Origin of the sequence: Streptomyces sp. HUAS ZL42 (genome assembly GCF_040782645.1) — a bacterium.
Taxonomy (GTDB): Bacteria; Actinomycetota; Actinomycetes; order Streptomycetales; family Streptomycetaceae; genus Streptomyces.
The window spans coordinates 6,925,477-6,938,404 of record NZ_CP160403.1; the positions used below are offsets into that span (position 1 = coordinate 6,925,477).

The following is a 12,928-nucleotide window of genomic DNA, read 5'->3' on the forward strand; positions in this document are numbered from 1 at the left end:
CGGCCGAGACTCGCCGTATGACTGCACGCGGCTGGTTCCTGTTCTCCCTGATGGGAGTGGTCTGGGGCATCCCCTACCTGCTGATCAAGGTAGCGGTGGATGCTTCGTTGTCCCCCTCCATGGTGGTGTTCACGCGCTGCGCCCTCGGCGCCGCGCTCCTGCTCCCTTTCGCCCTACGACAAGGCGGCCTGCTCGGCACTGTCCGCGCCCACTGGCGCCCCATGCTGGCCTTCGCGTGCATCGAGATCATCGGCCCGTGGTTCACGCTGACGGACGCGGAACGGCACCTCTCCAGCTCCACGGCGGGCCTGCTGATCGCGGGCGTACCGATCGTGGGCGTGGCCCTGGCCCGCTTCTTCGGAGACACGGAGAAGCTGGGTGTACGGCGGCTGGTGGGCCTGTTCCTGGGCCTGGGAGGCGTGGCGGTACTGACCGTCCCACACCTGACGGGCGGCGACGCGCGCTCCCTGGGTGAGGTGCTGCTGACGGTGCTGGGCTACGCGACGGCGCCCCTGATCGCGGCCCGCCACCTGAAGGACGTCCCGTCGCTCCACCTCACAGCCCCGTGCCTGGCACTGGCGGCGCTGGTGTACGCACCGGCTGCGGCGATGACGTGGCCGTCTGAGATGCCCTCCGCCACGGTCCTGGCCGCGCTCGCCGCCCTGGGCGTGATCTGCACGGCGGTGGCGTTCGTAGCCTTCATGGAGCTGATCAAGGAGGCGGGCCCGACGAGGGCGACGGTCATCACGTACGTCAACCCGGCGGTCGCGGTGGCGGCGGGCGCGCTGTTCCTGGGCGAGGAGGTGACAGCGGCGATCGGCGTGGCCTTCACCCTGATCCTGGCGGGCTCGGTACTGGCGACGGCGACCGCCGGACCAAGGCGAGACGTCCGCCCGGGGCTGGACGAACCCGGGGGACGCAGCATCCGCGAGCGGCTGCGCCGCGGACCGGCCCCCCGGCCGGGGGACCGAGGCGAAGCGCGCGCCCGGTAACATGGTCGACACGGCAGACGAGCCGGGCGGACGGCCGCGTGGAGTCCCCTCAGGGGCTTCCCGAGGAACGTCCGGGCTCCAAAGGGCAGGGTGGTGGCTAACGGCCACCCGGGGTGACCCGCGGGACAGTGCCACAGAAAGCAAACCGCCGGGGGCTTTGGCCCCCAGTAAGGGTGAAACGGTGGTGTAAGAGACCACCAGTGCCCAGGGTGACCTGGGCAGCTAGGTAAACCCCACCCGGAGCAAGGTCAAAAGGAGTGCTGTAAAAGGCACTCTGCGCGGACGTTCGAGGGCTGCCCGCCCGAGTCCGCGGGTAGACCGCACGAGGCCGACGGCAACGCCGGCCCTAGATGGATGGCCGTCGCCCCGGGGCCCGCGAGGACCCCGGGGAACAGAACCCGGCGTACAGCCCGACTCGTCTGCCGCTCCGCGTTTCCGCAGGCCAGAGGCCATGTTCACCGGGTGAACAAACCCGCGGGGTCGAATCCGGTCGAATCTGCGCTACAGGTATCGTCGTTTCCGTCCGCCACCCATGCCGCATATTCGGGCAATCCGGGTGCCAAATGGGGTCCAGTACGGCTCTGCAGCCCCCGCGCCTGCCTGCTGGATCAGTGGCCGGGATCGTGTCCCAAGAAGTGGTGTAGCCGGGCAGGGTCCCGGAACGCGCGGGTGTCTGCCCGGGGTGTGCATCCGCTGGCGGTGCATGCTCCCTGAACAAGGGCAGGCCATCGCGCAAGTCTCCCTGGTGAACGGGCAGTTCGACCGGAGGAGCACGCGATGGCCTTGTCCCAGTCTGAGCTGATGCGGCTGCTGGAGTCACTACGTCGGGCCGGCGGAGTTGAAGCGATCAGGGTGGTGTGCGAGCGCATCCTGCAGGAGCTCATCGAGGCCGAGGCCACCGAGGTGATCGGGGCTGCGCCGCGCGAGCACCCCTGGACGCGCACGGCGTGGCGCAACGGCCACCGCGAACGTCTGCTGACCACGCAGGCCGGCGGCCGCGGATGGCCCGGCCCGGCTCACGCTTGCAGGGTCTCCTGCGGGCTGGTCTTCCGGAGGAGGGGCAGCAGTCCGGCCGCCACGAGCGCGGAGGCGAGGCCGAGGGCGCCGACGGCCGTCGTGAGGTGGCCGGTGGCGGACTTGAGGGCGAGCAGGGCGGGCGGGCAGAGGAACTGCCCGAGGAAGAACGACGCGATCCACAGTCCGGTGCCCCGGCCACGGTTGCGGTATTCCAGCTTTGACATGGCCCAGGTGAGCAGCGTGGGCAGCAGAAAGCCGGTGCCGATGCAGTTCAGGAAGGTGCCGAAGATCAGAATCGCCACGTTGTGGGCCAGGCTGATCAGCACGAACCCCGCTGCGCACAGGGCGAAGATCGCGGCCAGTCTGCGCTCCGGCCGGCCGATCATCGAGGCGAAGATGACGGAGCCGCTGACGGTGGCCGTGCTCGCGATCGCGGTGACCATGCCGATGAGGGCGCTGGACTGTATGCCCAGGCCGTTCATCAGGTAGGCCGTCTCGGCCGGGACGACGTAGAAGACGATGCCACCGAACACCGAGAGCAGGCAGATGCCGGCCAGCCGGCCGGCCGAGGAGGACCGACGCCCGACGGTGAGCGCCTCGTCCACGGGGGCGCCCGGCCCGGGCTTGGACAGGAATGCGGCCATCGCGGGGGCGAGGAGCAGCCCGACGGCGTAGAGCTGGAACGGGGCGCGCCAGTCCGAGGTGGCCATCGCCCCGCCGAGTATGAAGCAGGCGGTGGCGGAAATGGTGGCGCACACCGTCTGCAGGGCCAGGTAGCGGTCGCGTGCCCGGCCCGCGTAGTAGTCGCCGATCAGCGTCGTGCAGGAGGTCATGACGAAGGCCTCGGCGACACCGAGGAGGGCACGGCTGGCCACGATGGCACCGAGCGAGTCCAACCACAGCGGAGCGGTGCCGAACAGCGCGTACAGGACGGTCGCGACGACCAGTGGAATCCTGCGTCCCAGGCGGTCGATCAGGACACCCGCGAGGGGGGCGACCAGGGCGAGCGTGAGCGCGGGAATCGTGAGGATCAACGGGACCAGTACGTCCGCGTCCGGCACCGTGCTGAACAGCTCCTGCAGCTTCGGCAACACAGGAGCGAGCAGCACCGCGCCGAGGACCGGCAGGCAACTCCCGCTCATCAGGAGCGTCAAGCGCAGACTGCCCCCGGATTCCGGCACGGGCTCGGTGCTCCGGACGGCGAAACCGTCGGTGGGAACGGGTGAGGAAATGAAACCGGGCACGCAAGGCCTCCACGCGGGCGGTGACAGGGCACGCGGCAGGCTGCCGCGTGGCCGTGCCACACCGCGGAGCGCCAGTGCACCGAAGGGAAACGCCCGGAGGAATGAGGGGGCGTCTGGACTTGCACGACTATCGGGCAAGTTACTCCCTGTTGCCTACCCCCTACGCCATTCAACTGGTGGATCTCACCTATCCGTCTTCTGGATGATTCCCGGTGCCGATCTCCCGCCGAGGATCGGTTCAGGGTGCCGGCCGGCGGCCGCAGCCTGTGGAGCTACTACCTGCTCAACCGGACGGCGCACACCGAGCTCTTCCGCTCGCGCATCACCGACCTCGAGGACCGTCGGCTCTCCGACATGGCGGACCTGGGGATCCATCACCAGGTGCTCTCTCTTACCACCCCTGGCGTGGAACTGTTCGAGCTCCCGTTGGCGCGGGAACTGGCCGCCATGACGAGAGCTCCCTCGGGCAGTCCGGGAGCTCGGGTTGAGCGGCGTGATCGTCAACTCGCAGACGCGGGGCGTGTACCTGGACCTCGAGGCCGAAGCGGCCGCGCAGCCACTCTTCGCGATACCTGCGACGCCTCGGATGTGGATTCGCCACCGTGGTCCGTGTGGAAGATGACTCTGAGCTTCCCCTTCCACTGTGGAGAGCGTGACCGGAGGGACAGCTGGGGGCATGGCCACTCCGGTGACCGGGCCCAAGATGATCCGCCCAGTCGCTTAGGCTGGTTTCCTTGTCGCCGATAAGGAGGCGCAGGCTGCGGCGGCGTGTGCTCGCCGTCCGTCCGAGGGAGGCGTTCGAGTGGCAGTCGCGGGGGGCCGGTCGAGGAAGCGGCTCCAACGGGGAACTCTTTCCCAGGGGCTGATCGCGGGGACCGCGCTGCGGATCCTCGACGAGGACGGGCCGGACGCGCTGACCTTCCAGCGACTCGGCAAGGAGCTGTCCGCCTCCGCGACCGCGGTGTACCGGCACTTCGCGAGTCGCGACCACATCATGATCGCCGTCGCGGAGGAGCTCGACAGGATCTCCCTCGAGGGGTACGAGCCGCACGAGTCGTGGGCCGAGTCGCTGCGGGACCTGGCGATTCGTGCCTGGAACACCGCGCTGGACCACCCGGCGGCGGCCGCGCTCTGCATGGGGAGAGTCACCCGGGGCGTGCACGAGTTGCGTGCAGTCGACGCCGTCCTGGAAGCGTTCCACCGCGGCGGCTGGCGCGGCCGGGCGGCGGTCCTGCACTACCAGGCGTTCTCGAACTTCATCCTCGCCATGGCGAGCAACAACGCCTGGCGGCTCGTCAACCAGCGGTTCGGCGCCGAGGTGAACTGGGTGCAGGAGTACCAGCCGGGGGATCCTGCCATGTACCCCTACGCCGAGGCGGCAAAGGAACACCTGCGCAGCATCGACATGACCGACGTCTTCCGCCGGCAGACGGACATCCTCCTCACGGCCCTCGAGGCGGAGGCGGCGACGCTCCCGCGCGACTGACGCGCGCCCTGCGTCAGGCTTCACGGCTACCGCCCGGCAACCTTCCACGGCCGAAAAACGGAGGCGGGTCCGGCGTACACAAAGATAGTGAATGCTATTGACTAAGCCGTTCACTTGGCTGCATCCTCTCCACACCGAGTGCTCCACGGCTCGCTTCCACGCGGCGCCCAACGAGGGCCGCGCGCACCGCCTCCGCCCTGAACCGCTCGCGCTCGTCCTGCCCTCCCGTGCGACCTGCGCAGAGCCCGACATCCCTCTCAGGAGCACCCATGCGCCAGACCCGTACCCGCGCGGTCCCTGCGACTGCAGCAGTCGCCATGACGGCCGTGCTCGCCGGCTGTACCACCACGGGATCGACGTCCGGAGACCCGAGCAGCGGCGGTACCGCAACGGTGACGAAGATCCGGACGACGATCGACGTGCCGGCCGGCTTCGACCCGGCCAAGGCTCTGTCCCTGCCGGACTACCTGCTCGCCCGGAACAGTTACGACACCCTCGTGCGCAAGGACGACGGCGGGCTCGTCGGCGGGCTCGCCACCAAGTGGGAGAACACGCCGACCTCGGCAACGTTCACCCTGCGCACCGACGCGACCTGCGCCGACGGGACGCCGATCACGCCGACGGTCGTCAAGGCGTCCCTCGACCGCTACATCGACCCGAAGACGGCGGCGCCCGATCTCCCCACGGTCTTCGGCCCGGGCAACACGGTGAAGGTGACCGCCGACGACGCGGCGCGGACGGTGAAGATCACGCTCGCCAGGCCGTGGGGCGACATGGTCACCGGCCTGTCGGTCGCGAGCACGGGCATCGTCTGCCCGGCGGGACTCAAGGACCTCAAGGCCCTCGCCGCCGGTAAGGCCAAGGGGTCCCAGTCCGGCCCGTATCTTCTTCAGAAGTCCCAGTCAGGCGTCTCGTACTCCTACACGCTTCGCCCGGAGTACAAGGCATGGCCGGCCTGGCGCACGAAGATCTCCGGCAAGGTCGCCACGACGCTGGAGTACCTGGTCTCGCCCGACCCGACCGCGACAGGCAACCTCGTGACGAGCGGCCAGCTCGACATCGGCAAGATCGACGCCTCGGGCATCCCGCGCTTCGACGGCGTGGGCGGCCACTCCGTGAGCGTCAGCCGGTTCTCCGACTTCTACCTGCTCTTCAACGAACGACCCGGCACGGTCTTCGCGGACGTCGCCACCCGCCGGGCAGTCGCCCAGGCCGTCGACCGCGCCGCCTTCACCAAGGTCGTCTCGAAGGACACCGGTGAGCCGTCGACGATGTTCGTGCAGAAGGGCGTCCCCTGCAACGATCCTGGCTCCTCCTTCCTCGTATCGAAGGACAAAGCCGCGGCGGCGGCCGTGCTCAAGGGCAAGAAGATCCGCCTCGTCGGCCCCCAGGTCGTCGGGCCGGCCGGCGCCGGAAACCAGTACATCCAGGAGGCGCTGCGGGCCGCGGGCGCGGACGTCACCCTCGCCAACGTCGACGTCGGGGCCTGGGTCGGGACCGTGTTCGGCAAGCCCGACGCCTGGGACCTCACGGTCTTCGCCGACCTCAACTTCCTCGGCAGCCTCGCCAACCCGCTCGGCCACTTCGTGGGTCCGACCGTCCCCGAAGGCGGCGGCAACCTCGGCGCGGTGAAGAACCCCGCGCTTGACAAGGCCTTCGCCCAGGGCGCCGAGGCGACGACCGTCAAGGCCCGCTGCGCCGCCTACCAGAAGGCCGCCAAGGCCCTGATCTCGCAGGTGGACGCGGTGCCGCTGGTCAACGACCCGTTCATCTACGCACTGCGCAAGGGATTCAGCGCGCAGATGCTCGGCGGCTCGCTCGACGACCCCATCCTGCGCGTCACCGGCTGACGGACAGGCCGCCCGCACGCGGCGGAGACCCACGCGGCCGGACCCGACCGTCCGGCACGGAGAATCCCCGCGCTGTTCCGGCGCCCCGCACCGAGACCCTTGCACCTTTCCGACAGGAGTCCCCTGGTGATCGACCCCTTCAGTACCGCCCAGCAGATCGCCGACCTCGTGCGCACGAAAGAGGTCAGCCCGGTGGAGGTGGCCGAGACCTACCTCGACCGCATCGAGCGGATCAATCCCGCCGTCAACGCCGTCGTCTGGCTCGACGCCGACGCCGTGCGCGCGGCGGCCGTCGAGGCCGAGCGAGCGGTGCTGCGCGGCGAGCCGCTCGGCCCGCTGCACGGCGTCCCCGTCCCGATCAAGGACCTCAACTCCGTGGCGGGGCAACCCAACACGATGTCCTCACTGGCCATCCGGGACACCCCGCAGACGGTCACGGACCCCGACATCCAGCTCCTCCTCGACGCCGGCGCGATCCCCCTCGGCCGGACGAACTCACCGGAGTTCGGCGCTCTGACCGTCTCCGAGAACGCCCGGCACGGCAAGACGCGCAACCCGTGGAACCCGGCGCACACCTCCGGCGGGTCGAGCGGCGGCGCGTCGGCGGCCGTCGCGGCCGGGCTCGCCCCGGTGGCACACGCCTCCGACGGCGGCGGATCGATCCGGGTCCCGGCGTCCGTCACCGGCCTCGTGGGCCTCAAACCGAGCCGGGGACGCGTGCCCGCGTTCGTCCGGGGCTGGGAACACTCGACGACCGAAGGCGCGATCACCCGCACCGTGCGCGACGCGGCCCTGATGCTCGACGTCATGGGCCGTGCCGACCAGCTCGCCTGGTACAGCGCGCCCGAACCGGGTCGCCCGTACATCGAGGAGGTCGGTGCCGATCCCGGGCGGCTGCGGATCGGCCTGCTCCTCGACGCGCCGACCGGGCTGCCGGTCGACGAGGAGTGCCGCACGGCGGCGCTGACGGCCGCGCAGGCACTGCGCGACCTGGGACACGACGTCGTCGAGGCCCGCCCGAAGATGTTCTCGTACGAGGCGATCATGGGCTTCACCTGGACGATCATCAGTGCCTCCACCTACGCCATCGAGCTCGACGATCCCGACGCGGTGGACCCCTACATCCGGCGCCGCCGGGAGACCGCCCTCGAGGTCACCGCGGGCGACTACGCCCGGACGGCGGCGCGCCTGCAGGCCGAGTCACGCGAGGTGGTCGCCCAGTGGGGCCGTGACTTCGACGTTCTCCTCACCCCGACCACGGCGGTCGTGGCGCCACCGGTCGGCCCCGTGTACGACGAGGCGAACTCCGACCCGGACGGCCCGCGGCACACCGAGACCCGGATGGTCTCGTTCACCGCGTTCGTCAACATCGCCGGGCTGCCCGCCATCTCGCTGCCCGTCCACATGACCGCGGACGGACTGCCGGTCGGTGCGCAACTCGTCGGCGCGCCCTACGACGAGGCGACGCTGCTGCGACTCTCGGCCCAGCTCGAACCGCGGTTCCGCTGGCACGAGCGGCACCCGGACGACGCGGCGCTCGCGGCGGCGGCGCTGTGAGCGCCGGGTCCGCGGTCCCGACCGGGCCGCTGCCTGCCGCACCCGTCAGACGCGTTCCCCGGCTGCGGCTGGCCGGTGGCTGGGCCGGGTTCGCCGTCCGCCGGGCGGGCGGGCTGCTGATGTCCATGCTGCTGCTCGTCCTCGTGACGTTCCTCATCGTGCCCCTGCTGCCCGGGGACCCGGCCCGCGCGATCGCCGGCACCAACTCGTCCCCGGCCACGCTCGCGGCGATACGCGAACGACTGGGCCTCGACGAGCCGCTGGCGACGCGGTTCGTCCACTACCTCGGCGACATCGCGTCCGGACGGCTCGGCACCTCGTTCCGGTTCGACACCCCGGTCGCGGACATCGTCGCGACCCGGTTGCCGTACACCGTCCAGCTCGTCATCCCGGCCGTCCTGCTCTCCCTGGTCATCGCCGTCCCGCTGGGCATGGCCGTCGGTGTCCTCACCCGTGACGGACGCCGCCGCCGGCTCGGCGTCGGCTTCGGCACGGTCGCCGGGCTCCTCGCGTCGGCGCCGGTCTACGTCGTCGCGACCCTCCTCATCGTTTTGTTCTCGATCAGCCTCGGGCTGCTGCCGTCCGGCGGCGCCACGACACCGAGCGCGCTCGTCCTGCCGATCGCCGCGCTCTGCATCGGTCCGGCCTTCGCCATCGCCCGGGTCGTCCGGCAGGAGACGGCCTCGGTGCTGGCCCAGGACTACATGAGGACCGCTCGCGGCCACCGCCTGGGATCCGTGCGTCTCCATCTCCGCCACGCGCTGCCCAACCTCGTGACGAGTGTCCTCACCCTGAGCGGTCTCGTCCTCACGTCCCTGCTCGGCGGGACGATCATCCTGGAGAACGTCTTCACCTATCCCGGGCTCGGCACCGAGGTCGTCCAGGCGATCATCTACAAGGACTATCCGGTGATCCAGGGCATCATCCTCGTCGTCGGCATGCTCGCCCTGCTCGTCAACCTCCTCGTCGACGTCGTCCTCGGGATCGTCGACCCCCGCACTCTTGAGGGAGGTCGTCGTGGCCACTGACGCGACCGTGCGCCGATGGCGCCGCAACCCGTCGCTGCTGTCCGGCGCGGTGATCCTCGGACTGCTCCTCGTCGTGGCCCTCGCAGCCCCGCTGCTGCTGAGCGGCTCCGCCGAGACCCTCACCGACGACACCCGGCTCGGGCCCGTTGCCGAGCATCTCCTCGGCACCGACGCCTTCGGCCGTGACGTCCTCGCCCGGGCGCTCGTCGCGACCCGGCTCACCCTGCTCATGGCCGCCGCCGCCACCGCCGCCTCGTTCGTCGCCGGCGTCGCGATCGGCGCGCTGGTCCACCTCGCACCCGGGTGGCTGCGCGAGACCTGTCTGCGGCTCATCGACTCGGCGGTGGCCTTCCCCTCGCTCGTCCTCGCCCTCGTCATCGCGGCCGTGCTCGGGCCGGGCACGGGGTCCGCGATCGTCGCGATCGCCGTCGCCGGCGTCCCCGGGTTCGCGCGGTTGACGGCGAATCTCGCCGCGACCGTCGCGGACAAGGACTACGTCCTCACCGCGCGCCTGCTTGGCGTTCCCGGCCTGCGCATCCTGGGCCGGCATGTCCTGCCGAACATCAGCGGGCCGCTGCTGGTGCTCTTCAGTTCGAGCTTCACCCTGTCCCTGCTCGACATCAGCAGTCTGTCTTTCGTCGGACTCGGTGTGCAGAACCCGCAGTACGACTGGGGCCGGCTGCTCAACGAGGCGCTGCCGTCGATCTTCGCCCAGCCGTCGGTCGTCCTCGCTCCGTCGATCATGCTCATCGTCACCGGTGTGGGCGCCATGCTCCTCGGAGACGGCGTGGCCTCACTCGTCGACCCGCGAACCCGCGGCACAGCGCCCGCACCGGCCAGGACGGCGGACGCGGCGGGCCCGGCCACCCCGGTACAGGACGGCGCGGCGCAGGCGCCTTTGGCGGCGGGCGGTGCGGGGGCAGCGGCCGGCACGGAGCAGGACGGCCTGCTGACCGTCGCCGGGCTGACCGTGCGGGCCGGTGACCGGACACTCGTCGACGACGTGTCGTTCACCATCGGGGCCGGCCAGATCGTCGGCCTCGTCGGGGAGTCGGGCTCGGGCAAGTCCACCATCGCCATGGCGGTCGCGGGCCTGCTCCCCGAGGGCGTACGGGCGCACGCGTCGCGCCTTGCCCTCGGCGACCTCGACCTGCTCGGAACACCGCCGGAGCGACGCCTCGCGACCGAGATCGGCATCGTCTACCAGGACCCGATCGGCACGTTCAACCCCGCGCTGAGGCTCGGCACCCAGCTCACCGAGGTGGCCAGGGTGCATCTGGGGACGCCCCGGCGTCAGGCCGCGCGGGACATGGTCCGCGCCCTGGCCGACATCCACGTCACCGAGCCGGACCGGCGGCTGCGCCAGCATCCGCACGAGCTGAGCGGCGGCATGCTCCAGCGCGCCTCGATCGCCTCCGCGATGACGACGAACCCGCGGCTGCTCATCGCCGACGAGCCGACGACGGCCCTCGATGTCACCGTCCAGGCGGAGGTGCTGCGCCAGTTCCGGCGCATCAACCGCGAGCACGGTACGGCGATGCTGTTCATCTCGCACGACATCGGCGTGGTCGGCGTGCTCTGTGACACCGTCCTGGTGCTCCACGGCGGCCGGGTCGTCGACCGGACGACCGGCGGCGACCTGGGCCGGGGGAGGGCCACCCACCCGTACACCCGCGCGTTGCTCGCGGCGACGCCCGCCGCGGTCGAGGCCGGCGGAACCCTCAGCGCCGTCCGGTGGACGGCCGGCGCGCCTTCGGCGCAGCCGAGCGAGGCGCCGTCGGACGACCTTTCCGACAAAGCCGCGGACCGCCCCCCGGCCGCGGAAGGGAGCCGATGATGTCCGCCACCGCCACCGCACCGGACCGGCAGGCGGCCGCCCCGCTGCTGCGCGTCGAGGGCCTCACCGTCGAGCTCGGCCACGGCGCCGCGGCCCGCAGGGTGCTCAAGGAAGTCTCGTTCGACATCCCCCGGGGCACCACTCTCGCACTCGTCGGCGAGTCCGGGTCGGGCAAGACGACGCTCGCGCGGACACTCGTCGGCGTCCACAGGCCGTCGAGCGGCCGGATCCTCGTGGACGACGCCCCGCTGCGCACCTCGCGCGGACGGGCGGGAGCCGCGACGGTCCAGATGGTCCCGCAGGACCCGTACTCCTCGTTCGACCCGCGGCGCACCGTCGCGCAGTCGCTCGCCGAGGCACTCGATCCGATCCGGGCCAGGGTCAAACCGGTCCGGGCCCGGATCGCCGAGCTGCTCAGCCAGGTGAGCCTCGACCCTGACACCATGGACCGCTACCCGCACGAGTTCTCCGGCGGCCAACGGCAGCGGCTGGCGATCGCACGAGCCCTCGCACCGCGTCCCCGGTTCGTCATCGCCGACGAGATCACCTCGGCCCTCGACCTGACGACCCAGGCCGAGATCCTCAACCTGCTCGCCGATCTGCGCCGCCGGCTCTCGCTGACGATGCTGTTCATCTCACACGACCTGGCCGTCGTCCGGCACGTCAGCGACACGGTCGCGGTCCTGCTGCACGGGGACCTCGTCGAACTCGGCCCGACCGGAGCCACCTTCGCCAGGCCGAACCACCCGTACACCGCTCAACTCCTCGCGTCCGTCCCGGGCGACCCGAGGTTCCGCCTCGACGACGAGCCCGCCACGACGTGAATCGACCGGACGCGGTGCGGCTTCCAGCCCGCGGACCGGCCCATGCGGTCGGCGGGTCGTGCGGCGCCGTGGGCCTCGACCTCGCCGGTCGTCGGCCCCTTTGCCGGCTGGGTGGTGGTGCTGTCGGCGCCCCACAGGTGTGCAAGTCACGCACCCTCGCCGCGTTGCCGAACCGCCCACGTGGCTCCGCCACGAGGGCGCTCCGGCGCCTTGCGATCGCACGCACCAGACGCCGCCGGGCCCGCCCTCCGGGCGGACGACGGCAATTTGACGACAGGTCCTTGGTAGCCGATCGGGATGGAAAGGTTGCCGCCGTGTCCGATGTTCAGATCCCTTTCGTGCCGTGCACCGGTCGCCGAGAAATCAGCGTCGGGCCGGCAACCTTCTCGTCCTCTGCGGCAACTGGGAGCCGGAAGGCCGAGTCGAACTACCGGATGGACGGGCATGAGGGCAACGAAGCACGCCGCGCCGCAACCGTGGCGCAGGCGCGGACTGTTCACGGGCATTTCCTCGGGGCTGCTGGTCGTACGTGTGTCGGCGTGCCTGGCCCTGACCGTCCTCACCGGGAGCAGAACCGGTGCCGGGCGGGCAGCGGACGCGTCCGCCGCAGGCGCGCGGGCGGCCGCCCCGTCCGATGCCGGGTCTGAGGCGGGCGGCGGTGCGGGGGCGACGGTGCAGCCGACGGTCACGGCCAGTCCGACGATCCTGGCTTCGGCCACGCCGTCGCCTTCGGTTTCGGCCACTCCGGTGGCCTCGGCCACCAGCACCGCGCCCGCGAGCTCCAGGGCGGCGGCCCTGGCCGGACGGATCAGGCCGGCCGTCAGCCACCAGGGAGTCGCCACCGCCTACGCCGCTGGCGACGGCAGCGGCTCCTGCCTGTCCGCCGATGGCACCGGCTGCGGCGGGGCGCTCAGGATCACCGACATCTACGGGAAGCAGCTGACCGTCGACGGCATCGCCGTACAGCCGGACGTCGCGCAAGCGACCCGCGTCCAGTTCGCCCGCCATTGACCAGCCCGCCAGTCAGCCTTCACCGGCCCGCAACCGAGCATGAGCGCCGGTCTGGTCCCGGGCTGGACACTGTTAGGCTGCG

General features: G+C 71.2%; 9 protein-coding genes, 1 other RNA gene and 1 pseudogene. 10 read left to right on the top strand and 1 reads right to left on the bottom strand.

Going from position 1 to position 12,928, the window contains the following annotated elements; all coding sequences use genetic code 11:
* Positions 1-17 precede the first annotated feature (17 nt).
* From ABZO29_RS31620 to ABZO29_RS31630, 3 genes and pseudogenes are all read left to right on the top strand, one after another.
* Positions 18-992, top strand: a complete 975-nt coding sequence (locus ABZO29_RS31620; RefSeq protein WP_367323579.1) for a DMT family transporter — start codon at positions 18-20, stop codon at positions 990-992.
* 18 nt (positions 993-1,010) lie between these two features.
* Positions 1,011-1,414, top strand: an RNA gene (rnpB, locus tag ABZO29_RS31625) — RNase P RNA component class A.
* A 379-nt stretch (positions 1,415-1,793) separates the two neighbouring features.
* Positions 1,794-1,925 (top strand): annotated as a pseudogene (locus ABZO29_RS31630) (IS256 family transposase); the annotation flags it as partial.
* An 83-nt stretch (positions 1,926-2,008) separates the two neighbouring features.
* Here the strand turns inward: ABZO29_RS31630 and ABZO29_RS31635 are convergent.
* On the bottom strand, positions 2,009-3,253 hold the full coding sequence (locus ABZO29_RS31635; RefSeq protein WP_367323580.1) for an MFS transporter: 1,245 nt from the start codon (positions 3,251-3,253) through the stop codon (positions 2,009-2,011).
* Positions 3,254-4,055: 802 nt separating this feature from the next.
* Here ABZO29_RS31635 and ABZO29_RS31640 point away from each other — a divergent pair.
* From ABZO29_RS31640 to ABZO29_RS31670, 7 genes are all read left to right on the top strand, one after another.
* Positions 4,056-4,739: a TetR/AcrR family transcriptional regulator gene (locus ABZO29_RS31640; RefSeq protein ID WP_367323581.1), complete on the top strand. Its 684-nt coding sequence runs from the start codon at positions 4,056-4,058 to the stop codon at positions 4,737-4,739.
* 269 nt (positions 4,740-5,008) lie between these two features.
* On the top strand, positions 5,009-6,589 hold the full coding sequence (locus ABZO29_RS31645) for an ABC transporter substrate-binding protein (RefSeq protein ID WP_367323582.1): 1,581 nt from the start codon (positions 5,009-5,011) through the stop codon (positions 6,587-6,589).
* Positions 6,590-6,715: 126 nt separating this feature from the next.
* Positions 6,716-8,146, top strand: coding sequence for an amidase (locus ABZO29_RS31650; protein WP_367323583.1), 1,431 nt, complete (start codon positions 6,716-6,718; stop codon positions 8,144-8,146).
* The gene (locus tag ABZO29_RS31655; RefSeq protein WP_367323584.1) at positions 8,143-9,174 is read left to right on the top strand and encodes an ABC transporter permease; all 1,032 of its coding nucleotides are present in this window, start codon (positions 8,143-8,145) and stop codon (positions 9,172-9,174) included. Before ABZO29_RS31650 ends, ABZO29_RS31655 begins: the two co-directional genes overlap by 4 nt.
* On the top strand, positions 9,164-11,011 hold the full coding sequence (locus ABZO29_RS31660; protein WP_367323585.1) for a dipeptide/oligopeptide/nickel ABC transporter permease/ATP-binding protein: 1,848 nt from the start codon (positions 9,164-9,166) through the stop codon (positions 11,009-11,011). Before ABZO29_RS31655 ends, ABZO29_RS31660 begins: the two co-directional genes overlap by 11 nt.
* The gene (locus tag ABZO29_RS31665; RefSeq protein ID WP_367323586.1) at positions 11,011-11,835 is read left to right on the top strand and encodes an ABC transporter ATP-binding protein; all 825 of its coding nucleotides are present in this window, start codon (positions 11,011-11,013) and stop codon (positions 11,833-11,835) included. Before ABZO29_RS31660 ends, ABZO29_RS31665 begins: the two co-directional genes overlap by 1 nt.
* Before the next feature lie 444 nt (positions 11,836-12,279).
* Entirely contained in the window at positions 12,280-12,846 is a 567-nt protein-coding gene (locus ABZO29_RS31670) for a hypothetical protein (protein WP_367323587.1), read from the top strand.
* Positions 12,847-12,928 lie beyond the last annotated feature (82 nt).

What these genes read in the sequence shown, in the direction of transcription:
- ABZO29_RS31620 (WP_367323579.1), top strand. Translation starts at nt 18, where the DNA reads ATGACTGCACGCGGCTGGTTCCTGTTCTCCCTGATGGGAGTGGTCTGG.
- ABZO29_RS31645 (WP_367323582.1), top strand. Translation starts at nt 5,009, where the DNA reads ATGCGCCAGACCCGTACCCGCGCGGTCCCTGCGACTGCAGCAGTCGCC.
- ABZO29_RS31665 (WP_367323586.1), top strand. Translation starts at nt 11,011, where the DNA reads ATGTCCGCCACCGCCACCGCACCGGACCGGCAGGCGGCCGCCCCGCTG.
- ABZO29_RS31670 (WP_367323587.1), top strand. Translation starts at nt 12,280, where the DNA reads ATGAGGGCAACGAAGCACGCCGCGCCGCAACCGTGGCGCAGGCGCGGA.